A 25660-nucleotide genomic window follows, 5' to 3' on the forward strand; every position below is an offset into this window, starting at 1 on the left:
AATGTGCTACAAATTGGTGTGTTGTGCGACGACATTCACGTTAATTTGGAACTCTATACTGAAAAATTCTGTATTGGGATTTCAAGTGTAGCTCATTGTTTTCACTTCGCTATTTTGTATTTGTCTGCGGCTCTGTAGCCTTTCTATGCTATTTATTCATTTTTTCGTGCCATAGAGGTGCATATTTGGAATTTTTGTCACTGAGTGGGCGTTAAACTGGACGGACGGGACACATTTTGCGGCTCACTTTGTCTATTGTGACCTTCATTAGATGCCACGAGAGATGTTTGATGACGTATCGAAAAGGAACATTGCTGGATAAGGGGCTGGATAAGAAACTGGATAGGCGATAGGGGGCACCAGTAACGCTTCGCTAGATGCATACTGACGTAGATTGAAAGCCTTACATTACTCGTTCTTGCCTGTCTTAGTCACGGATCTTTACGAGCCCATAGGGAGAAAGGCGATAGGGTATAGGGGAAACAGAACGTTGATTGAGCGTGTTTACGGTTAGTCAGCGCAATAAATGACAGATAACAAAAAGCCCCACCGAGGTGAGGCTTCATCACTCAATCTAAAACAGATTAAGCGTTAACGTGATCAACTGCGTCACGAACAAGCTTGCCTAGTTCTTCCCACTTACCTTCGTCGATAAGGTTAGTTGGAACCATCCAAGTACCGCCACACGCAAGTACAGAAGGGATCGATAGGTATTCATCTACATTCTTCAAGCTTACACCACCAGTAGGCATAAATTTAACAGGGTAAACCGCTGTTAGTGCTTTAAGCATGCCAGTACCGCCAGAAGGCTCAGCAGGGAAGAACTTCAACGTGCGAAGGCCCATTTCCATTGCTTGTTCCACTAGGCTTGGGTTGTTAACACCCGGTACGATTGCAACGCCTTTATCGATACAGTATTGAACAGTGCGCGGGTTGAAACCTGGGCTTACGATGAAATCAACGCCAGCTTCGATAGATGCGTCAACTTGCTCGTTAGTCAGTACAGTACCTGAACCAATTAACATGTCTGGGAATTCTTTACGCATGATGCGAATCGCTTCGATTGCACATTCTGTACGTAGCGTGATTTCTGCACATGGCATGCCGTTTTCAACAAGTGCTTTACCTAGAGGGATAGCGTCTTCAGCACGGTTGATAGCGATTACAGGAATTACTTTTAGGTTTGCTAGTTGTTCATTTAATGTCGTCATGAATTCTTTCTCACGTTAAATGTGGGCTTGCTTTCAACTAAGCAAACCCTTGATTAATAGTTAAAGTGCGTAATTATAGAGACAGATCAGGCGTCGCTTCTAGAGGAATGATAGCACCTGGATGCTGAATCACAGTCCCTGCCACAATGTGACCTGCTAACGCTGCATCACGTGCATTGCCACCGCTTAAGCGCTTAGCTAGGAAGCCCGCGCTGAACGAATCGCCAGCCGCTGTTGTATCAACAATGTTGTCTACTGGATTTGGAGCAACGTACTGAGCGCTTTGGCTTTCAACTACTAAGCAGTCTTTAGCACCACGTTTAATGATGATCTCTTTCACACCAGATTCAGACGTACGTGCAATACACTGTTCAATGCTTTCGTCGCCGTACAACTCTTGCTCGTCATCGAACGTCAGTAGAGCCGTGTCAGTGTACTTAAGCATCTTCAAGTACCAAGAAATCGCTTCTTGTTGACTTTCCCAAAGTTTTGGACGGAAGTTATTGTCGAAGAATACTTGGCCGCCTTGCGCTTTAAATTTGTCTAAGAAGTTGAATAGCTGCGTGCGTCCATTCTCTGTCAAGATAGCAAGCGTAATACCACTTAGGTAAACCGCATCAAAAGAGAATAACTTATCAAGTAGAGCAGGCGTGTCTTCCTGGTCAAACATGAACTTTGCTGCAGCATCATTACGCCAGTAGTGGAAACTGCGTTCACCAGTTTCATCGGTCTCGATGTAGTAAAGCCCTGGTTGTTTGTGATCAAGCTGAGCAATTAAGCTAGTGTCGATACCTTCCGCTTGCCACTTTTCTAACATGTCGGTACTGAATGGGTCAGTGCCTAGCGCTGTTACGTAGCTCGTGTTGATATCTTGCTCTTTTGTTAAGCGAGACAAGTAAAGTGCAGTATTTAGTGTATCGCCACCGAAACTTTGCTTAAGCCCGTCTTGTTTCTTTTGTAGCTCAACCATGCACTCGCCAATGACCGCGATGTTTAATGATTTCATATGCTTACCTTAGCAACTGAGGTTGCGCTGTTTATTATTTTAGGAAATCTTCACGCGCAGGGTTGAAGATATCAAGAAGGATGCTGTCTTGCTCTAGTGCAACTGCACCGTGCATCATGTGTTTACGAGCGAAGTAAGCATCGCCTTCTTTAAGGACTTTCTTTTCGCCTTCAATCTCAGCTTCGAAGCTACCACGAACTACGTAACCGATTTGGTCATGGATTTCGTGAGTATGAGGGTGGCCAATCGCGCCCTTATCAAAACATAGGTGTACTGCCATTAGATCGTCAGTGTAAGCAACGATTTTACGCTTAATGCCGCCACCAAGTTCTTCCCATGGGTTTTCATCTAGGATAAAGAAAGAGTTCATTGTGTATCTCCTAATCTGTTTAAATCTTTTAAGTGTTACTTAACTTGCATCCATCATAAGGGAATGAGCCTAATTGTAATACAATATATCTAAATTTGTGTGATATTGATCAAGCGATACTTTATATAGCGTAAATAAATCAACAACTTAATAAATGGCTAATATTTACCATTAGCCAGCTACATCAATGACTTATGGCTAATTATGTGACTCTACTCATCATTTAGCGACGAATAGGTATAATTAAAGCTCATATTGTATTACTTTATATGGAGTTTGAAAATTTAATCAAAGTTTAAGCAGATAAACTCTTTATTGAGGGTGACAAAGAATATGACGACTAAACCAGTATTGTTGACTGAAGCAGAAATCGAGCAGCTTCATCTTGAAGTGGGCCGTTCTAGCTTAATGGGCAAAACCATTGCAGCGAACGCGAAAGATCTAGAAGCATTCATGCGTTTACCTATTGATGTCCCAGGTCATGGTGAAGCTGGGGGTTACGAACATAACCGCCATAAGCAAAATTACACGTACATGAATCTAGCTGGTCGCATGTTCTTGATCACTAAAGAGCAAAAGTACGCTGACTTTGTTACAGAATTACTAGAAGAGTACGCAGATAAATACCTAACGTTTGATTACCACGTACAGAAAAACACTAACCCTACAGGTCGTTTGTTCCACCAAATCCTGAACGAACACTGCTGGTTAATGTTCTCAAGCTTAGCTTACTCTTGTGTTGCTTCAACCCTGACACAAGAACAACGCGACAATATTGAGTCTCGTATTTTTGAACCAATGTTAGAAATGTTCACGGTTAAATACGCACACGACTTCGACCGAATTCACAATCACGGTATTTGGGCAGTAGCGGCTGTCGGTATTTGTGGTCTTGCTCTTGGCAAGCGTGAGTACCTTGAAATGTCGGTGTACGGCATTGACCGTAACGACACTGGCGGCTTCCTAGCGCAAGTTTCTCAGCTGTTTGCACCGTCTGGCTACTACATGGAAGGTCCTTACTACCACCGTTATGCGATTCGTCCAACGTGTGTGTTCGCTGAAGTGATTCACCGTCATATGCCTGAAGTGGATATCTACAACTACAAAGGCGGCGTGATTGGTAACACAGTACAAGCGATGCTTGCGACGGCTTACCCGAACGGCGAATTCCCAGCTCTGAACGATGCATCTCGCACAATGGGTATTACAGACATGGGTGTTCAGGTTGCAGTGAGCGTTTACAGCAAACATTACTCATCTGAAAACGGCGTTGACCAAAACATTCTTGGTATGGCGAAGATTCAAGACGCAGTTTGGATGCACCCATGTGGTCTTGAGCTATCTAAAGCTTATGAAGCGGCGTCTGCTGAGCAAGAAATCGGCATGCCTTTCTGGCCAAGTGTTGAATTGAACGAAGGCCCTCAAGGTCACAACGGCGCGCAAGGCTTTATCCGTATGCAGGATAAGAAAGGCGACGTTTCTCAGTTAGTGATGAACTACGGCCAACACGGCATGGGTCACGGTAACTTTGATACGCTGGGTATTTCTTTCTTCAACCGTGGTCAAGAAGTACTGCGTGAATACGGCTTCTGTCGTTGGGTGAACGTTGAGCCTAAATTCGGCGGCCGTTACCTAGACGAAAACAAATCTTACGCTCGTCAAACAATTGCACATAACGCAGTAACGATTGATGAAAAATGTCAGAACAACTTTGACGTTGAACGTGCAGATGCAGTACACGGCTTGCCGCACTTCTTCAAAGTAGAAGACGAGCAAATCAATGGCATGAGCGCATTTGCTAACGATCATTACGAAGGTTTTGACATGCAACGCAGCGTGTTCATGCTAAACCTTGAAGAATTAGAATCTCCGCTACTATTAGATCTTTACCGTTTAGATTCTGAGAAAGGCGGTGAAGGTGAGCATCAGTACGACTACTCACACCAATATCAAGGTCAGATTGTTCGCACTAACTTTGAATACCAAGCAAACAAAGAGCTAAACACTCTAGGTGACGATTTCGGTTACCAACACCTATGGAACGTGGCAAGCGGTGAAGTGAAGGGCACAGCACTTGTAAGCTGGCTACAAAACAACACCTACTACACTTGGCTAGGTGCAACGTCTAACGACAATGCTGAAGTGATCTTTACTCGCACTGGCGCTAACGACCCAAGCTTCAACCTACGTTCAGAGCCTGCATTCATTCTACGCAGCAAAGGCGAAACAACACTGTTTGCTTCTGTTGTTGAAACGCACGGTTACTTCAACGAAGAATTCGAGCAATCTGTAAGTGCACGTGGTGTTGTGAAAGACATCAAAGTAGTGGCTCACACCAATATCGGTTCAGTAGTAGAAATTACGACAGAGAAATCAAACGTGACAGTGATGATCAGCAACCAACTTGGCGCGACTGACAGCACTGAACACAAAGTAGAACTGAACGGCAAAGTATACAGCTGGACAGGCTTCTACTCAGTAGAAATAATTTTAAACCCAGAATTAGCAAGCACAGCAGAGCAGGGGAAATAATAATGAGCTATCAACCACTTTTACTTAACTTTGATGAAGCAGCAGAGCTTCGTAAAGAACTTGGCAAGGATAGCCTTTTAGGTAACGCACTGACTCGCGATATTAAACAAACTGACGCTTACATGGTTGAAGTTGGCATTGAAGTTCCAGGTCACGGTGAAGGCGGCGGTTACGAACATAACCGTCACAAGCAAAACTACATCCACATGGATCTAGCCGGCCGTTTGTTCCTTATCACTGAGGAAACAAAATACCGTGACTACATCGTTGATATGTTAACTGCGTACGCGACGGTATACCCAACGCTTGAAAGCAACGTAAGCCGTGACTCTAACCCTCCGGGTAAGTTGTTCCACCAAACGTTGAACGAGAACATGTGGATGCTTTACGCTTCTTGTGCGTACAGCTGTATTTACCACACGATCTCTGAAGAGCAAAAGCGTCTGATCGAAGACGATCTTCTTAAGCAAATGATCGAAATGTTCGTTGTGACTTACGCACACGACTTCGATATCGTACACAACCACGGCTTATGGGCTGTGGCAGCGGTAGGTATCTGTGGTTACGCAATCAACGACCAAGAGTCTGTAGACAAAGCGCTTTACGGCCTGAAACTAGACAAAGTAAGCGGCGGTTTCTTAGCACAACTTGACCAACTGTTTTCGCCAGACGGCTACTACATGGAAGGTCCTTACTACCACCGTTTCTCGCTACGTCCAATCTACCTGTTCGCAGAAGCAATTGAACGTCGTCAGCCTGAAGTTGGTATCTATGAATTCAACGACTCAGTGATCAAGACAACGTCGTACTCTGTATTCAAAACAGCATTCCCAGACGGTACATTGCCAGCTCTGAACGATTCATCGAAGACAATCTCTATCAACGATGAAGGCGTTATCATGGCAACGTCTGTGTGTTACCACCGTTACGAGCAGACTGAAACTCTGCTTGGCATGGCTGATCACCAACAAAACGTTTGGGTTCATGCTTCGGGTAAAACACTGTCTGACGCGGTTGATGCAGCAGCCGACATCAAAGCATTTAACTGGGGTAGCCTGTTTGTAACGGACGGCCCTGAAGGCGAAAAAGGTGGCGTAAGCATCCTTCGTCACCGTGATGAGCAAGACGACGACACAATGGCGTTGATCTGGTTTGGTCAGCACGGCTCTGATCACCAGTACCACTCTGCGCTAGACCATGGTCACTACGATGGCTTGCACCTAAGCGTATTCAACCGTGGCCACGAAGTGCTGCACGATTACGGCTTCGGTCGTTGGGTAAACGTTGAGCCTAAGTTTGGCGGTCGTTACATCCCGGAGAACAAGTCTTACTGTAAGCAGACGGTTGCTCACAACACAGTAACGGTTGATCAGAAAACGCAGAACAACTTCAACACAGCATTGGCTGAGTCTAAGTTTGGTCAGAAGCACTTCTTCGTAGCAGACGACCAGTCGCTACAAGGTATGAGCGGCACAATTTCTGAGTACTACACTGGCGTAGACATGCAACGCAGCGTGATTCTTGCTGAACTACCTGAGTTCGAAAAACCGCTAGTAATTGATGTGTACCGCATCGAAGCTGACGCTGAGCACCAGTACGACTTACCAGTTCACCACTCGGGTCAAATCATTCGCACTGACTTCGATTACAACATGGAAACAACGCTTAAGCCATTAGGTGAAGACAACGGTTACCAACATTTATGGAACGTTGCTTCAGGCAAAGTGAACGAAGAAGGTTCTCTAGTAAGCTGGCTACATGACAGCAGCTACTACAGCCTAGTAACCAGCGCTAATGCGGGCAGCGAAGTGATTTTTGCTCGCACTGGTGCTAACGATCCAGACTTCAACCTTAAGAGTGAGCCTGCGTTCATCTTACGTCAGTCTGGTCAAAACCACGTGTTTGCTTCTGTACTAGAAACGCATGGTTACTTTAACGAGTCTATCGAAGCCTCTGTAGGCGCTCGTGGTCTAGTTAAATCAGTATCTGTTGTGGGCCATAACAGTGTCGGGACTGTTGTTCGCATTCAGACTACTTCTGGCAACACTTACCACTACGGTATCTCAAACCAAGCTGAAGACACGCAGCAAGCAACTCACACTGTTGAGTTCGCGGGTGAGACATACTCGTGGCAAGGATCATTTGCTCAACTGTAAATGATCAACACACATACCGTTTAACGATGGTGTGTGCTGATGTGGTGCTTTGCGGGAACGAAGCGCCATATCATGTTCGATTGTAAGGGTGTTCGCATCTAAGTAACTGAACGAAATTAATGTCGATGACAAAGAATATCGGAAATAAGTCAAACCGAGTAACTCGTTGTGAGTTGCTCGGTTTTTTTATGCGTGTAGGACAGAGGCTGATGTAATTTGGGAAGGGGATCTCATTTAATAATCTCTGGCGGTTAATGAATTGCGCTTCTAAAGGTGTACCTTTTTCCCATGGTTTTTCGAGGCTGTGCTGGTGGTTTTCATACTGATACAAAGAGGGTTAGTTTTGAGTACGGATTTATGAGTGATTTAAGATAACGTTTCTCACAGGATGTTTTTTAAATCTCTGATTATAAAAATTTGCAGGTTGTGATTCGTTTGGATTTTACTCAATTGGCTGTAGGTTGAAATACTGTTATAGTAATCCTTAAATAATACATAAACATAACATATAAAATAAGTGAACTTATGATTAGCACTTTTAATTCAATTTCGGGCTCGAAGCGTAGCCTGCACGTGCAAGTAGCGCGTGAAATCGCTCGTGGAATCTTGTCTGGCGATCTGCCGCAAGGTTCTATTATTCCTGGTGAAATGGCGCTGTGTGAACAGTTTGGTATCAGCCGTACGGCACTTCGTGAAGCAGTTAAACTACTGACTTCTAAAGGCCTGTTAGAGTCCCGCCCGAAAATCGGTACTCGTGTAGTGGATCGCGCATACTGGAACTTTCTTGATCCTCAACTGATTGAATGGATGGATGGTCTAACCGACATAGACCAATTCTGTTCTCAGTTTTTAGGCCTTCGCCGTGCGATTGAACCTGAAGCGTGTGCATTAGCTGCAAAATTTGCGACTGCTGAGCAACGTATCGAGCTTTCAGAGATCTTCCAGAAGATGGTAGAAGTGGATGCTGCTGAAGTATTTGACCAAGAAAGTTGGACAGACATCGATATTCGTTTCCATAGCTTGATCTTTAATGCGACAGGTAACGATTTCTCCCTGCCATTCGGCAATATTCTGACTACCATGTTCGTTAACTTCATCGTGCACTCTTCTGAAGAGGGCAGCACATGTATCAATGAACACCGTAGAATCTATGAAGCGATTATGGCTGGCGACAGTGAAAAAGCTCGTACAATGTCAGCCGCTCACTTGCAAGACGCTAACCACCGTTTAGCCACTGCAAGCTAAACACGGTTTTCAACTTCATTTGAACCAATCAAAAAGGTATGCCAAGTGCATGCTTTTTTGTTTTTAGAAAGCGTGTTGCACCATGTGTGGCACTGTTTTGGTTCATCCTCGCTTAACTCCTTCTTAAGCCAGTTCCTTCTTGTATACGCCTAGCGGTCGTTCTCTTTACCATCATAATAAAAATAATATTACGCTCGATATTCGTTTTAGACACTCTCGACCCCCAAATAATTATGCGTCATCCATGATTTTTCATTTTTGTATATTTTGAATCTACCATCGTTTGAACTGGATATGCCTCTTCTATATTGATTAATTTAAGTAGAATTCTAATGAAATTATCCACTCTCAATAGATAAAAAACGCTGGTTTATTGTGTGATAAATGAGGGTGATTTAGCTCTGATTTGGCTTTTATTATTTTTGAGGATTTTATATTTATATGTGTTTGGTTGTATTTGTTAATAAGTGTGCAAAGTCTCACTTTATCATAAGTCTTTGATTTTAATGGGTGTGATGTTCTTTGGCCTTGTTTTTTGAGTTTTTACCTCAAACACCAGTAATTGCCTTGATGGATTGGCCATATTCCATCCTATGTCATATATATAATTAACTTAATCAATCAAAATAAGATCGCCATCACTTATTTGGATTATTGTACTACAAATAAAGTTTGAGATTTCCTATAGTCCTCGTAACAAAATACAACGGACAAAGGATACACGATGGAACTCAACACGATTATTGTCGGCATTTATTTCCTATTCTTGATTGCGATAGGTTGGATGTTTAGAACATTTACAAGTACCACCAGTGACTACTTCCGCGGGGGCGGTAACATGTTGTGGTGGATGGTTGGTGCAACCGCCTTTATGACCCAGTTTAGTGCATGGACATTCACCGGTGCGGCAGGTAAAGCGTATAACGATGGTTTTGCAGTAGCGGTCATCTTCGTAGCCAACGCATTTGGTTACTTCATGAACTTCGCATATTTTGCTCCAAAGTTCCGTCAACTACGTGTAGTAACGGTAATCGAAGCAATTCGTATGCGTTTCGGTGCGACTAACGAACAAGTGTTCACTTGGTCTTCAATGCCAAACAGTGTTGTTTCTGCCGGTGTATGGTTAAACGCACTAGCAATCATCGCTTCTGGTATCTTCGGTTTCGACATGACAGCAACTATCTGGATTACCGGTTTGGTTGTATTGGCAATGTCTGTAACGGGTGGTTCATGGGCGGTAATTGCATCTGACTTTATGCAGATGGTTATCATCATGGCAGTAACCGTGACATGTGCTGTTGTTGCTGTTGTTCAAGGTGGCGGTGTTGGTGAAATCGTGAATAACTTCCCTGTAGCGGAAGGCGGTTCTTTCCTTTCTGGTAACAACATTAACTACTTAAGCATCTTCAGCATTTGGGCATTCTTCATCTTCGTGAAGCAGTTCTCTATTACTAACAACATGCTTAACTCTTACCGTTACCTAGCGGCTAAAGACTCAAAGAACGCGAAGAAAGCGGCGCTACTAGCGTGTGTGCTAATGCTTTGTGGTGTATTTATCTGGTTCATGCCTTCTTGGTACATTGCAGGTCAAGGTGTCGACCTAGCAGCAGCTTACCCAGAAGCAGGTAAGAAAGCGGGTGACTTTGCCTACCTATACTTCGTACAAGAGTACATGCCAGCAGGTATGGTTGGCCTTCTAGTTGCGGCGATGTTTGCAGCGACAATGTCTTCAATGGATTCTGGTCTAAACCGTAACTCGGGTATCTTTGTTAAGAACTTCTATGAACCAATCGTTCGTAAAGGTACGGCTAGCGAAAAAGAACTAGTAACGGTTTCTAAGATTACTTCTGCCGTGTTTGGTATTGCTATCATCCTTATTGCACAGTTCATCAACTCGCTTAAAGGTTTGAGCCTGTTCGATACCATGATGTATGTAGGCGCACTGATCGGCTTCCCAATGACAATTCCTGCATTCCTTGGCTTCTTTATTAAGAAGACTCCGGACTGGGCTGGTTGGGGTACGCTAGTGGTTGGTGGTTTTGTTTCTTACTACGTGGGTTTCGTTGTTAACGCTGAAATGGTGTCTTCAATCTTCGGTCTAGAAGAGCTAACAAGCCGTGAATGGTCTGATGTTAAGGTAGCTATCGGTCTGATTGCTCACATTACGCTGACAGGTGGTTTCTTCATCCTATCAACTCTGTTCTACAAGCCATTAACTGAGAAGCGTCAAGCAGACGTTGATAAGTTCTTCGGCAATCTGTCTACTCCATTGGTTGCGGAGTCAGCAGAACAGAAAGTACTGGATAACAAACAGCGTGAAATGCTTGGTAAACTGATTGCGGTAGCGGGTGTCGGTATCATGCTAATGGCTCTACTTACTAACCCAATGTGGGGACGTCTAGTCTTTATCCTTTGTGGTGTGATTGTTGGTGGTGTTGGTGTGCTATTGGTTAAAGCGGTCGATGACGGCGGCAAGCAAGCGAAAGCAGTAACCGAAAGCTAATATAGAGAAAACGTTTATAATAGAATGCGACGACTCGAAAGGGCGTCGCATTTTTTGTTCTGCGAAACGGAAAAACTGTCAGGTGGAAGATATCTGACCTAAATCACGAAAACTGTACAAAATGGTTCAATCGAACCGAAATAGATTCAATTGTCCTACAATAAGACGTATATTATTGCTAATTCCTTTCAATCAACTTGAAAAATAAGTGAGTTAGAATGAGCGACCAAAAATCTCTTGATGCAATCAGGAAGATGAAGCTGGAGAATGATACTTCAGCAGGTAATCTTGTAGACCTACTCCCTATCGAAGTACAGAAACGTGACTTCGACCTATCATTCCTAGACAACTTGAGCGAAGCACGTCCACGTCTTCTTGTTCAAGCAGATCAGTTAGAAGAATTCAAAGCGAAAGTGAAAGCTGATGAAGCTCACTGCATGTTTGATGATTTCTATAACAACTCGACAGTTAAGTTCCTTGAGACTGCTCCTTTCGAAGAGCCTCAAGCGTACCCAGCTGAGACGGTAGGTAAAGCTTCTCTATGGCGTCCTTACTGGCGTCAAATGTACGTTGATTGCCAAATGGCACTGAACGCGACACGTAACCTAGCAATTGCTGGTGTTGTGAAAGAAGACGAAGCGCTAATTGCTAAAGCAAAAGCTTGGACTCTAAAACTGTCTACGTACGATCCAGAAGGCGTGACTTCTCGTGGCTATAACGATGAAGCAGCTTTCCGTGTTATCGCGGCTATGGCTTGGGGTTACGACTGGCTACACGGTTACTTTACAGATGAAGAACGTCAGCAAGTTCAAGATGCTTTGATTGAGCGTCTAGACGAAATCATGCACCACCTGAAAGTGACGGTTGATCTATTGAACAACCCACTGAACAGCCACGGTGTTCGTTCTATCTCTTCTGCTATCATCCCAACGTGTATCGCGCTTTACCACGATCACCCGAAAGCAGGCGAGTACATTGCATACGCTCTAGAATACTACGCAGTACACTACCCACCATGGGGCGGTGTAGACGGCGGTTGGGCTGAAGGTCCGGACTACTGGAACACACAAACTGCATTCCTAGGCGAAGCATTCGATCTATTGAAAGCATACTGTGGCGTAGACATGTTCAACAAAACATTCTACGAAAACACAGGTGATTTCCCGCTTTACTGCATGCCTGTTCACTCTAAGCGCGCGAGCTTCTGTGACCAGTCTTCAATCGGTGATTTCCCAGGTCTAAAACTGGCTTACAACATTAAGCACTACGCAGGTGTTAACCAGAAGCCTGAGTATGTTTGGTACTACAACCAACTGAAAGGCCGTGATACTGAAGCGCACACAAAATTCTACAACTTCGGTTGGTGGGACTTCGGTTACGATGATCTTCGCTTTAACTTCCTTTGGGATGCACCTGAAGAGAAAGCACCATCGAATGACCCACTGTTGAAAGTATTCCCAATCACGGGTTGGGCTGCATTCCACAACAAGATGACTGAGCGTGATAACCATATTCACATGGTATTCAAATGTTCTCCGTTTGGCTCAATCAGCCACTCTCACGGTGACCAAAACGCATTCACGTTGCATGCATTCGGTGAAACGCTAGCGTCAATCACTGGCTACTACGGTGGTTTCGGTGTTGATATGCACACTAAATGGCGTCGTCAAACGTTCTCTAAGAACCTTCCACTATTTGGCGGTAAAGGTCAGTACGGCGAGAACAAGAACACGGGCTACGAAAACCACCAAGATCGCTTCTGTATCGAAGCGGGCGGCAACATCTCTGATTTCGACACTGAATCTGATGTGAAGATGGTTGAGGGTGATGCAACGGCATCTTACAAGTACTTCGTTCCTGAAATTGAATCTTACAAGCGTAAGGTCTGGTTTGTTCAAGGTAAAGTATTCGTAATGCAAGACAAGGCAACGCTTTCTGAAGAGAAAGACATGACTTGGCTAATGCACACAACTTTCGCAAACGACGTGGCAGACAAGTCTTTCACTATCCGTGGCGAAGTTGCGCACCTAGACGTAAACTTCATCAACGAGTCTGCTGATAACATCACGTCAGTTAAGAACGTTGAAGGTTTTGGCGAAGTTGACCCATACGAGTTCAAAGATCTTGAAATCCACCGTCACGTTGAAGTGGAATTCAAGCCATCAAAAGAGCACAACATCCTTACGCTTCTTGTTCCTAATAAGAACGAAGGCGAGCAAGTTGAAGTGTCTCACAAGCTTGAAGGCAACACGCTAATGCTAAATGTTGATGGTGAAACGGTTTCAATCGAACTGTAATTCGCTGAAGCAACAGAAGCTAGATACTAAAAACTCCGAGTGAAAGCTCGGAGTTTTTTTGTTTGCACAGAACAGGCAGTAGCCTACGAGGTGGGAAGAGGTTGCGTTGGTTAGTTAGAGGCTAAGTAGCAAGAGTGCCAGGCTTAGTAAGTGGCGACAAAACTTGGTTTAAAACCCGTGTTCAGTAAACCTTACTAAGGCTAGGGCAGTGACTGTCTTCCAATAATTTGTCAACTACTGACAGTGGGCAGCCTTAATCTTGTCTGAAAAAAGGGACGGCAGGTTAATAATCGTTATTGGAGTGGCTTATTCTCATTAATCGTATGACATTTAGAGTGCATTATTTCATCAATAGGTTTTTTTTTGATTGGGATATCGCTCTTGTAAGTACAAAGCGTGACCATATTTTCTCGTAAAGTGAATCCCCGTCACAACTTGCGTCTAAGCATTGAAGGATTACCCTAAAACTATTGCGTAACGGAAAAGACGTCGTTATTATAATGACCATATAATCATACAATACTATATTTGGAGTTTGAACATGACTAAACCTGTAATCGGTTTCATTGGCCTAGGTCTTATGGGCGGCAACATGGTTGAAAACCTACAAAAGCGTGGCTACCACGTAAACGTAATGGATCTAAGCGCTGAAGCTGTTGCTCGCGTTACAGATCGCGGCAACGCAACTGCATTCACTTCTGCTAAAGAACTAGCTGCTGCAAGTGACATCGTTCAGTTTTGTCTTACAACTTCAGCTGTTGTTGAAAAAATCGTTTACGGCGAAGACGGCGTTCTAGCTGGCATCAAAGAAGGCGCAGTATTAGTAGACTTCGGTACTTCTATCCCTGCTTCTACTAAGAAAATCGGCGCAGCTCTAGCTGAAAAAGGCGCGGGCATGATCGACGCACCTCTAGGCCGTACTCCTGCACACGCTAAAGATGGTCTTCTGAACATCATGGCTGCTGGCGACATGGAAACTTTCAACAAAGTTAAACCTGTTCTTGAAGAGCAAGGCGAAAACGTATTCCACCTAGGTGCTCTAGGTTCTGGTCACGTTACTAAGCTTGTAAACAACTTCATGGGTATGACGACTGTTGCGACTATGTCTCAAGCTTTCGCTGTTGCTCAACGCGCTGGTGTTGATGGCCAACAACTGTTTGACATCATGTCTGCAGGTCCATCTAACTCACCATTCATGCAATTCTGTAAGTTCTACGCAGTAGACGGCGAAGAGAAGCTAGGTTTCTCTGTTGCTAACGCTAACAAAGATCTTGGTTACTTCCTTGCTCTTTGTGAAGAGCTAGGTACTGAGTCTCTAATTGCTCAAGGTACTGCAACTAGCCTACAAGCTGCTGTTGACGCAGGAATGGGTAACAACGACGTACCAGTAATCTTCGACTACTTCGCTAAACTAGAGAAGTAATCGACGTACGACCTCGCTAGGGTATTGCCTGTCTTTTTAGGCGGCGATACCTCAGCGAGGTTCGTTTTTATCTGCCATACCCAACCCTTTGTTCCCTCGTTAAACTCTTCTACTTCCTCAGCTACACCTACTCAAAACTCTGTTCAACTTTGTTACTGCCTCAATTCCTATTTTTGTTTCTATATCTATATCTATTTGTAAATTCAAAGCCTTCTAGCACCAACTCACTCACTTTTCCTCGCAAGCTTAAACCAGTGCACTTAACTGATTGTTGGCGATGGCTTAACACCGCTCGTATATCGGGTCTGAAAAGAAAGTAAAAAAAACCCACACAGCTGGTGACTGTATGGGCATGTTCGGACGAGCCGTCTGGAAAAACAAATGATCAATAGAAAGTGAAAAAACGAATAACGAGATCCCCCGACAGTTTCTACGTTAAACGAGTTCAATGACCTTAAAGCGGCTGCTTCAATTATCACTTTGAACTGAACAAAAGCATCCAGAAAGAACTTAAGTTATGATTCAAATACACCATAACTTAAGGCTTATTGTATTACAAATAAATTTTAAGATTGAATGCCTTGAGTGAATGGTTGGTTAGTGAAAATGTGACCTAAGGCTCACTTTCCTAGTCAGGTGACCGAAAGTGATATGAATAATTTGAGTGGAGGCATTATCGGCGAAGTTGTGAGGTAATCATCTGAAAGTTGATCATTTTTAATTGGTTAATTATTCCTTTCTAATCATGTTAAAAGTTCAAACTCATAAATGATACCTATGTCACAGGGTGATTTTAACCAGTTTTGATATGTCAAGATTGCTCACAGAAAGTGTAGTCAATTAAACATACAATATTAATTAAATTGATGGTTGTGACGATGAAACGGCATGAACAAGTTTTGCTTCCCGTATCTTTGAATATCTAAAAAATGACCATTTCATTCGGATAAAAATAATAGACATAGGTTGATATGGATTATGAGTTTTATGAATTCAAAATTGTCTCTAGGGTTTAAAGGAAAATTGATTTTAATGGTGGCGATCGTCAGTTCCAGTGCCTTGGCATTTACGAACTGGTTCACGCTTAACTTGGCGACTGATCAAGTAAACCAAACGATTTATAACGAGATTGATCACTCGTTAACGATAGAAATTAATCAGATTGAAAGCACCGTCCAGCGCACCATCGATACGGTCAATTCCGTTGCACAAGAGTTCATGAAATCCCCATACCAAGTACCAAACGAAGCGCTGATGCATTTTGCCGCTAAGCTCGGTGGTATTGACAAGATTGTAGTGGGTTTTGATGATGGTCGTTCTTACACTTCTCGTCCTTCAGAGTCTTTCCCAAACGGTGTTGGAATCAAAGAAAAATACAACCCAACGACTCGTCCTTGGTATCAACAAGCGAAATTGAAATCAGGTTTATCTTTTAGTGATCTGTTTTTCACCAAGAGTACTCAAGTACCTATGATTGGTGTGACCTACTCATACCAAGATCGTGTCATCATGGCCGACATACGTTTTGACGATTTGGAAACTCAGCTTAAACAGCTGGACAGTATCTACGAAGCCAAAGGCATTATTATCGACGAGAAAGGGATGGTGGTCGCTTCAACAGTCGAAAACGTACTTCCGCAAAGCAATATATCTTCTGCAGATACTCAGATGAGACTCAATAGTGCCATTGAACAGCCTGACCAATTCATTGAGGGTGTGATTGATGGCAACCAGAGAATTTTGATGGCCAAGAAAGTGGATATTGGCAGCCAGAAAGAATGGTACATGATATCTAGTATTGATCCTGAACTCGCGCTCAATCAGTTGAATGGCGTGATGTCGAGTGCGCGTATCCTTATCGTGGCATGTGTGCTTGGCTCGGTGATATTGATGATTTTACTGCTGAATCGCTTCTACCGCCCAATCGTGTCACTGAGAAAAATCGTCCACGATCTATCTCAAGGTAACGGAGACCTGACTCAAAGGCTTGTTGAGAAGGGGAATGATGACTTAGGGCATATCGCCAAAGACATCAACTTGTTCATCATTGGTCTGCAAGAGATGGTTAAGGACGTCAAATTTAAGAACTCGGATCTCGATACTAAGGTACTGAGTATTCGTGAAGGTTGTAAAGAAACTAGCGATGTACTGAAAGTTCACACTGATGAAACGGTTCAAGTGGTCTCTGCAATTAACGGCTTATCTGAAGCATCAAACGAAGTCGAGAAGAGTTCTCAGTCGGCGGCAGAAGCAGCAAGAGAGGCCGCTGTGTTCAGTGATGAGACGAAACAAATTAACACCGTGACGGAAACCTATATCAGTGATCTTGAGAAGCAAGTCTGCACCACCTCTGATGATATTCGCTCAATGGCGAATGAAACGCAGAGCATCCAGTCTATCGTGTCTGTGATTGGAGGAATTGCGGAACAAACTAATTTGCTGGCATTGAATGCGTCTATTGAAGCGGCGAGAGCGGGTGAGCATGGCCGAGGTTTCGCGGTGGTTGCTGATGAAGTCCGTGCGTTAGCCAACCGAACTCAAATCAGTACTTCTGAAATTGATGAAGCGCTGTCTGGCTTGCAGTCTAAATCAGATGGTTTGGTTAAATCGATTGAGTTGACCAAAAGTAACTGTGAAATGACGCGTGCCCAAGTGGTTCAAGCGGTAAATATGTTGGCCAAGCTAACGGAACAGATGGAAACGGTAAGTCGTTTTAATAACGATATTTCGGGTTCGTCTGTTGAGCAGAACGCCCTTATTCAGAGCATTGCTAAGAACATGCATAAGATTGAAAGCTTTGTTGAGGAGCTTAATAAGCTAAGCCAAGATCAGTTGATTGAATCAGCAGAAATCAAAACACTTAACGGCAGCGTTAGTGACTTGATGAGCAGCTTTAAGGTTTAACTTTTCTAATATTTATATTTAAAAATCAACATACTAAGTTTAGTTGTTGATCTGAGAGCCACTCAATAGCTTGCGAGTTTAGAGTGGCCTTTCTGCGTTTTTCTTGAGTCTAACTCTACGCAATACTCATTCATCCCACTTCATTTGCCGCATCTCACATTCTGATAAATATATAATTGACATAAAATAGTACAAATATACATTGTCACTCTATTCTTATGGATAAGTGAGATAAATGTGAATAAGCCAATCTTCGTCGTAGTACTCGCTTCGCTTACGTATGGCTGCGGTGGAAGCAGCTCCAGTGACAGCAGTGATCCTTCCGATACCAATAACCCAGGAATGCCCGCTGGTGTTGTTGCTCCCTATGATATTACCAAGTATCAAAACATCCTTTCCAGCTCAGATCTTCAGGTCTCTGATCCTAATGGAGAGGAGGGCAATAAAACCTCTGAAGTCAAAGATGGTAACTTCGATGGTTATGTCAGTGATTATTTTTATGCTGATGAAGAGACGGAAAATCTTATCTTCAAAATGACGAACTACAAGATGCGCTCTGAAGTTCGTGAGGGAGAAAACTTCGATATCAACGAAGCGGGCGTAAGGCGCAGTCTGTATGCGGAAATAAGTTTGCCTGATATTGAGCATGCCATGGCGAGTTCTCCCGCTGATCATGATGAAGTGACGTTGCTGCAGATACACAATAAGGGGACTGATGAGAGTGGTACGGGTTATATCCCTCATCCGCTATTGCGTGTGGTTTGGGAGCAAGAACGAGATGGCCTCACAGGTCACTACTGGGCAGTCATGAAAAACAATGCCATTGATTGTAGCAGCGCTGCTGACTCTTCGGATTGTTATGCCACGTCATACAATCGCTACGATTTAGGTGAGGCGGAATTGGACAGTTTTACCAAATTTGATCTTTCTGTTTATGAGAACACACTGTCGCTCAAAGTGAATGATGAAGTAAAAGTGAATCAAGACATCGCTTACTGGCAGCATTTATTGAGCTACTTCAAAGCGGGTATCTATAACCAATTTGAGAATGGTGAAGCGATTGCTTACTATCAGGCGTTGAGATACACCACGACTCAAATCGATGGATCAAACGATTGGGACATTAATGATTGGAAGCTGACTATTCCACCGAGTAAGAATGATTGGTATGGAAGCGGTGGTGACAGTGCTGCTGAGTTAGAACCAGAACGTTGTGAATCGAGTAAAGATCTTCTTTCAAATGACAGCGATGTGTACGACAGTGATATTGATCTTTCTTACTTCAATACTGATGAAGGAAGAATGCACTTTAGAGCGGATATGGGATACGGCACCTCTACCCAAAACTCTAGCTATATTCGCTCTGAGCTCAGGGAGTTGTATCAAAGCAGTGTTCAACCGGATTGTAGCACCAGCGATGAAGATACAAGTTGGTATTTGGACGACACTAGAACGAACGCTACCAGTCACGAGTTAACCGCAAGCTTGCGAATTGAAGATTACCCGAACATCAACAATCAAGATCCAAAAGTGGTACTTGGACAAATCCATGGTTGGAAGATCAATCAAGCATTGGTGAAACTATTATGGGAAGGCGAGAGTAAGCCAGTAAGAGTGATACTGAACTCTGATTTTGAGCGCAACAACCAAGACTGTAATCATTGTGACCCGTTCAGTGTCGAGTTAGGGACTTATTCGGCAAGTGAAGAGTGGCGATATACGATTCGTGCCAATCAAGACGGTATCTACTTGGCGACTCATGATTTAGATGGAACCAACACCGTTTCTCATTTAATCCCTTGGGGACAAGATTACACAGATAAAGATGGGGACACGGTTTCGTTAACATCAGATTGGACATCGACAGACATCGCTTTCTATTTCAAAGCGGGCATCTATCCGCAGTTTAAGCCTGATAGCGACTATGTGGGTGAAGTGTTTGATGTGAGCTTTAGTTCTCTAAGAGCAGAGCATAACTGAGTTCTCTGATGTTTGATGAGCCATGTCGGTAATGAGGAAGACCATATTGATACCTACAATGTGGTCATTTTTGTTTTTGGACACTTACAGTGATGTGTTTGGAAGGACAAATATTTTGCCCGAACCCTGAAAATACACACGATTACAGCTCGCTTGTTCTGGCCTTGCTATCTCATTTCGTATTCTCAATTCTTATATATTGTCTTTTATCAATAGGAAGTGTGATCCAGTTAAAGTATGGAAAAAGCGAAAAGTGTTCCCAGTCTCATTTATCCAACGAAGTGTTTTATTTGTATTATAAGATTACGTAATATTTTTGTGTTATCGCAAATACTGAGAGAGAAAACGCCTTATAGCTCGTGTTTGCCAATTTATCTTTCACTTATGAACGCTGTCTTTGTATTATAATAATGGATTAGATATGAAACAAATTACTCTAAAAACCTTACTCGCTTCTTCTATTTTACTTGCAGTTGGTTGTGCGAGCACGAGCACACCGACTGTTGATTTCCCAAATAACAAAGAAACTGGTGAAGCGCTTCTGACGCCAGTTGCTGTTGCCGCTAGTAGCCATGATGGTAACGGACCTGATCGTCTCATTGACCAAGACCTAACAACACGTTGGTCATCTGCGGGTGACGGTGAGTGGGCAACACTAGACTATGGTTCAGTACAAGAATTTGATGCGGTTCAAGCATCTTTCAGCAAAGGTAACGAGCGCCAGTCTAAATTTGATATTCAAGTAAGTGTCGATGGCGAAAACTGGACAACCGTACTTGAAAACCAACTGAGCTCAGGTAAAGCGATCGGCCTAGAGCGTTTCCAATTCGAGCCAGCAGTGCAAGCGCGCTACGTAAGATACGTTGGTCACGGTAACACCAAAAATGGTTGGAACAGTGTGACAGGGTTAGCTGCGGTTAACTGTAACATTAACGCTTGTCCCGCTAGCCATATCATTACTTCAGACGTAGTAGCTGCAGAAGCGGCAATGATCGCTGAAATGAAAGCAGTGGAAAAAGCACGTAAAGATGCGCGCAAAGATCTTCGTTCAGGTAACTTTGGTGTAGCAGCGGTTTACCCTTGTGAGACTTCAGTTAAATGTGACACTCGCAGCGCGCTACCTGTTCCGACAGGCCTACCAGCAACACCAGTTGCAGGTAATGCACCGAGCGAAAACTTCGACATGACTCATTGGTACCTATCTCAACCATTCGACCATGACAAAAACGGTAAGCCTGATGATGTTTCTGAGTGGAACCTTGCAAACGGTTACCAACACCCAGAGATCTTCTACACAGCTGACGATGGTGGTCTAGTCTTCAAGTCTTACGTGAAAGGTGTTCGTACCTCTAAAAATACTAAGTATGCGCGTACAGAGCTTCGCGAAATGATGCGCCGTGGTGACCAGTCTATTAGCACTAAAGGTGTTAACAAGAACAACTGGGTATTCTCAAGCGCACCTGAGTCTGACTTAGAAGCTGCTGCTGGTATTGATGGCGTTTTAGAAGCAACGTTGAAAATCGATCACGCAACAACAACAGGTAATGCGAACGAAGTAGGCCGCTTTATCATTGGTCAGATTCACGATCAAAACGATGAACCAATTCGTTTGTACTACCGTAAACTGCCAAACCAAGCAACGGGTGCGGTTTACTTCGCACACGAAAGCCAAGATGCAACTAAAGAGGACTTCTACCCTCTAGTGGGCGACATGACGGCTGAAGTGGGTGACGATGGTATCGCACTTGGCGAAGTGTTCAGCTACCGTATTGACGTTAAAGGCAACACGATGACTGTAACGTTAATGCGTGAAGGCAAAGACGACGTTGTACAAGTGGTTGATATGAGCAACAGCGGTTACGACGTAGGCGGCAAGTACATGTACTTCAAAGCCGGTGTTTACAACCAAAACATCAGCGGCGACCTAGACGATTACTCACAAGCGACTTTCTACCAACTAGACGTATCGCACGATCAATACAAAAAGTAATCTAACCGAATAACACTTAATATTAAGCTATCGCAATAGCCTCCAGCCTCAGGGTTTGGAGGCTTTTTTGTGCCTGTCGTTTAAGTTGAAGTTATCAGTTACACATAGTTTAAGACAATATCATTAAGCTCATTCAGTATTAACTGTAGTCATTATCAGTTTCAGTTACTATCCTCTCCCCAATCGCCGATCACCATTAACCTCAGTCATGATTAATCTCAGCTGACAACAGGTCATATTGGCTCTCATTCAAAGCTAAACAATGCCAATATTATTTTGGAATCGCCAGAGCTAGAAAACTTCGACTTCGTTCTCAAGGTATGTACTAATGCGACGTCTACACATGAACGTATTGTTGTGCGTGGTCTACTAATAAGCATTAACTCGGCTGATTACTCCCGTACTGTTTTTGAAACCTCCACTTTTGGGTTGTTTAGCAAGACTCCTAGCAACAGCAATAAGTAGTGTTTCAACTCTTTCATAACTAGAAGGGCAGGGTTAGCCATCATTCTATTAGCGCCAATGCTTCATGAAATACTCAGGCGGGTTCAAGTCGATGGTTAAACGAATCCAGTGCTCAAGGGGATGCGCTTGAGGGTTAGTTGCTTACAGGCCGTAAATACCTTGATTGTATGGTACGGTGATGTTGAATAATAATTTGTGGGTTGAGTGCTGAGCTGAGGGGTTTTGTTTATCTATGATAGATACAGGGCTTTTGAGAGGGTTAAATAATTAGAGAGGCAAGGGGTGTTCTTTACTAGCAGCATCGGTGCTTATTCAACGCTGAAGCAAAGTTCCGCTGAGTCAGAGAGCTTAACTGAATCGCCAGTCTGCTTTTATTCTTGAGCTAACAATAAAAAATCCCTATCTAATTACTTTGATAGGGATTTGTTTTATCTAGCAATCAAGTCAAACCGACTTTCTAGTGAGAACTAGAATAGGTCTGAATCTAGGTTGTCGAAGTAGGTGTATGTCCCTTTTGAACCATTGTCACCATTGTATAGCGCAATAGCGGTCGGGGAACCACCTGCACTTTCAGCTTTTAACCCAGTGTAGTCTGTTCCATCAACATTGACGGTAATGTCTGTATCTACCCATGAAATGGTCACATCTACCCATGTGTCTTTTGAGTATGAAGCAAGGTCAACTTGGCTGCCTGATTCGTTGCGGAATTTAATCATACTAGATGTAAATACAACTTCAGTGAAGCGACCACTAGATGATGCATCGTTATTAGAACCTAAGAAAATGTATGATGCTTTTACATAGCCATCGCTAGGGATGTATACAGATGTAGAAACAGAGCCAGTTTCTGCTGCGCCACTAGCAAAGTCGCGGCCAACGATAGCTTTGTTATTATCAGTGGTTGAGTCCGCACCATCTTCAATTCGTAAAGAGTTAGAACCCGACTTGGCAAAGTCACTACTGATCACTGCTGTATTTAAAACCCCATCAACACCTTTTGTCTGGTACGCAGGGTTAGCCACATCGATCTGCGTACCTACAGTATAAGAATCGAAGTTGTCTGTTACTTCGCCGGGCTCTGGATCTGGATCTGGTTCAGGTTCTGGCTCTGGCTCAGTACTACCGCCATCCACAACAACAGTCGCTTCCGCAGTATTGTTGTTATACGGATTGCCTGACAAAAGTTGCCCATTCGGATAGTTATTAAAGTTATCTTCAAATACTAACTCGTCAGTAGTCGTGTCATTTGAATAAACTTTAAAGTTATCAGCGTTCAATTCGTAATGTGTTGTGTTGGAAGTATCACCAAGCTTCAATGACACGATAGTAACGGCAGCTTTGTCGAAAGCCTCAAAACCGTTGCCGCTATTGTCGTATACAGTGTCATTGACTTTGAATGTGTAGTAACCGCTCGCCCAACTGATTTCAACCGCGAGATCTTCACCTAAAGTGTAAGTGCCTACAGGCTCATCAGGAATTTGAGGTTTACCGCTACTATCGGTAACCGTGGAACGGTAGAAAATTTCTCCAGCATTAAAAATAACTTCGCCGTGTAAATTAGTGTTAGAAGTACCAGAAGCGTAGAGACTAATATAAGCGTTATTACCTGAACCATTCGCTTCTTGCTCGGTGTTTTCATCTACTTGGTAGATTAAGTCAACGGTTACCTTTCCTGATGCGATACTGTCTACTGTTGCCCCTGTGCTGCTGTCAGACAATTTCAAACGTAGTTCACCCACATCATTCTTTACACCACCATTGTTGGTGTCCAAGATTTGAACGTAGCCATTGATACCATTTGCTTCATTGGCTTCACGGATAGCTTCTTGTACGGCGTCAGTCGCAGTTTGGTCTGAACCAGAGTAGTCTATGCCAGTGGTGTTATCTGAAATATTCAGAGCACCAGCGTCATCGAAAGAAAAAACACCATCTAGAATTTCGATCGTTGATGTGCCTGTTTCATAATATGTGAAAGAGACCGTACCGGCTTCTTCATCATAATTATTAGTAGAAGCACTTGCATCTTTAATCGTGTAAGTACCTAAGTCATCATCATCGTCATAGTATTTATGATTGCCATCTTCTTGGAAAACATAAACATTTGGTAGATCAGCGTTTGATGACGCGGATATTGAAGCGGAGTTACCATCACTGATTTGCCAGTAACCCGTAGTTAATGCTGAAGGTTGGTTACCTGGTTCAGTAGAACCATCGGTCGGGATAGGTAAACCGTCACTGTTACAACCAAATAATAAACCTGTCGAAAGAGCAACAGCTGTAGCGACTTTAGAAATCTGCATAAAATATTCTCTTTATGATATTAAATCCATATGTAAATCACATAAGAAATAGATAATGAATAGTCGTTAAATATTTATTAGGATGAAGCTAATTCTGATTAGAACATCCTATTATTTAAAATAAAGTAATTAAAATATGCCCAAATAAATTACAAGAGGAGAGGGCTATTTTATATTCTGACTATTTTATTATTAGAATGAGTAAGCAACACCAACGCGGTATTTAGCTTCACGATCTTTAGAAGACGAGCTGATATCAGATGACCAGATTTCTGCAAAAGGTTTCCATGAACCAAACTTGTAGTTTACTTTTAAACCTGCGTCCCACTCCCAATCATCACTATTATATAGAAGTACGTTATCTAGCGATTTTACATAGTTAGCTTCGTAAGAAAGGCCAAGTTTAGGTAGAGATTGAATTTTGTAAGAACCCGTTAGTGTGACTTTTGATTTCTGTGCTGACTCTAAACGCTCACCAGTCTCTGAATCTTTGTCACCAAATTGAGTGTGGTTGCGGAAATCAGCATACTCGTGACGGTAACGAATGGCAGTCGTTAATCCCATATCCGCATTATAACCAACACGGAATTGAGGTTTGTAAGTGACTTTTTTCATCTTCCAGTCACCGCCGTTGTAGTTCGGCTCATCCCAGTCCCAAGCGATCGGCATACCAACTTGTAGATACCAGTTGTTATCGACTTTGTAAGTTGCTGTATTTTCTACTTCCATACCGTAAATATACCAATTGCCGTCATAGAAGCTTCTACTGTTTGCTGATTTAACTTCGCCAGAATCTGCGTCGTAGTAAGAATCGTCAGTATGGAATTTAACTTCAAGGCCCGTTGAGTGCTTCCACTTATCTGACAGTTTAAAGCTTTCACCTAGCTTCACTCGGTGTTGATGGCGAGCATCTACGTGAGCCGTGTCGCCATTTGTTTTTGTATAATCCGTCGCAGCACGATACTCGTAACGATAATCAAGAGATGCACCAGTAGCTGTGCCCGCTAAAAGAGTACATGCAACAGCTGCAGAAATTTTTGTAACAGAATTCATACCTTTGTCTCACTATTATTTTTTTATTCTGGATACATCCAATGTACCCGTGGCTCACAAACCAATACCTTACATGGTATTAAATTAATGTATGACAAATATGGTATTTACTATTGAGTCAGATTTCTGTGAGATCTATCAAAAAGTTCTGACTAATGGCCCAAATATATAGCTAAATGTTATGAATATCTCAATTTAGGGCTTGTGTATTAAATCAATCATGAC

The 25660-nt window shown here is 43.1% G+C and carries 14 protein-coding genes; 9 read left to right on the top strand and 5 right to left on the bottom strand.

The window, feature by feature from the left end:
• Positions 1–584 precede the first annotated feature (584 nt).
• The 3 genes from A136_RS18515 to A136_RS18525 all read right to left on the bottom strand — a co-directional run bounded on the left by A136_RS18515 (position 585) and on the right by A136_RS18525 (position 2587).
• On the bottom strand, positions 585–1211 hold the full coding sequence (locus tag A136_RS18515; RefSeq protein ID WP_017061486.1) for a bifunctional 4-hydroxy-2-oxoglutarate aldolase/2-dehydro-3-deoxy-phosphogluconate aldolase: 627 nt from the start codon (positions 1209–1211) through the stop codon (positions 585–587).
• A 73-nt stretch (positions 1212–1284) separates the two neighbouring features.
• Positions 1285–2217, bottom strand: coding sequence for a sugar kinase (locus tag A136_RS18520; RefSeq protein WP_017061485.1), 933 nt, complete (start codon positions 2215–2217; stop codon positions 1285–1287).
• Between the two features lie 34 nt (positions 2218–2251).
• The gene (locus tag A136_RS18525; protein ID WP_009846518.1) at positions 2252–2587 is read right to left on the bottom strand and encodes a cupin domain-containing protein; all 336 of its coding nucleotides are present in this window, start codon (positions 2585–2587) and stop codon (positions 2252–2254) included.
• A gap of 333 nt (positions 2588–2920) precedes the next feature.
• On the opposite strand from A136_RS18525, the gene A136_RS18530 reads away from it, so the two are divergent.
• The 9 genes from A136_RS18530 to A136_RS18570 all read left to right on the top strand — a co-directional run bounded on the left by A136_RS18530 (position 2921) and on the right by A136_RS18570 (position 21617).
• Positions 2921–5119, top strand: a complete 2199-nt coding sequence (locus tag A136_RS18530; RefSeq protein WP_017063613.1) for a heparinase II/III domain-containing protein — start codon at positions 2921–2923, stop codon at positions 5117–5119.
• 2 nt (positions 5120–5121) lie between these two features.
• Positions 5122–7275: a heparinase II/III domain-containing protein gene (locus tag A136_RS18535; RefSeq protein ID WP_017063614.1), complete on the top strand. Its 2154-nt coding sequence runs from the start codon at positions 5122–5124 to the stop codon at positions 7273–7275.
• A gap of 525 nt (positions 7276–7800) precedes the next feature.
• On the top strand, positions 7801–8520 hold the full coding sequence (locus A136_RS18540) for a FadR/GntR family transcriptional regulator (RefSeq protein WP_017063615.1): 720 nt from the start codon (positions 7801–7803) through the stop codon (positions 8518–8520).
• Between the two features lie 724 nt (positions 8521–9244).
• Entirely contained in the window at positions 9245–11023 is a 1779-nt protein-coding gene (locus A136_RS18545; protein ID WP_017061477.1) for a sodium:solute symporter family transporter, read from the top strand.
• A 218-nt stretch (positions 11024–11241) separates the two neighbouring features.
• Positions 11242–13320, top strand: coding sequence for a DUF4962 domain-containing protein (locus A136_RS18550; RefSeq protein ID WP_017063616.1), 2079 nt, complete (start codon positions 11242–11244; stop codon positions 13318–13320).
• Positions 13321–13861: 541 nt separating this feature from the next.
• Positions 13862–14743 (top strand): NAD(P)-dependent oxidoreductase, encoded by an 882-nt coding sequence (locus A136_RS18555; protein ID WP_004733521.1) that lies wholly within the window; start codon positions 13862–13864, stop codon positions 14741–14743.
• Positions 14744–15775: 1032 nt separating this feature from the next.
• Entirely contained in the window at positions 15776–17647 is a 1872-nt protein-coding gene (locus A136_RS18560; RefSeq protein ID WP_017063617.1) for a methyl-accepting chemotaxis protein, read from the top strand.
• Between the two features lie 237 nt (positions 17648–17884).
• Positions 17885–19627, top strand: a complete 1743-nt coding sequence (locus A136_RS18565) for a polysaccharide lyase family 7 protein (protein ID WP_017063618.1) — start codon at positions 17885–17887, stop codon at positions 19625–19627.
• A 421-nt stretch (positions 19628–20048) separates the two neighbouring features.
• A complete protein-coding gene (locus tag A136_RS18570) occupies positions 20049–21617 on the top strand; it encodes a polysaccharide lyase family 7 protein (RefSeq protein WP_017063619.1) in 1569 nt (522 codons plus the stop codon).
• A 932-nt stretch (positions 21618–22549) separates the two neighbouring features.
• Here A136_RS18570 and A136_RS18575 read toward each other — a convergent pair.
• Complete coding sequence (locus A136_RS18575; protein ID WP_017063620.1) at positions 22550–24382, bottom strand: hypothetical protein; 1833 nt, start codon at positions 24380–24382, stop codon at positions 22550–22552.
• A gap of 192 nt (positions 24383–24574) precedes the next feature.
• Positions 24575–25435 (bottom strand): oligogalacturonate-specific porin KdgM family protein, encoded by an 861-nt coding sequence (locus A136_RS18580; protein WP_017063621.1) that lies wholly within the window; start codon positions 25433–25435, stop codon positions 24575–24577.
• Between the last annotated feature and the right edge of the window lie 225 nt (positions 25436–25660).

Origin of the sequence: Vibrio crassostreae 9ZC13 (genome assembly GCF_000272045.2) — a bacterium.
Classification (GTDB): domain Bacteria; phylum Pseudomonadota; class Gammaproteobacteria; order Enterobacterales; family Vibrionaceae; genus Vibrio; species Vibrio crassostreae_C.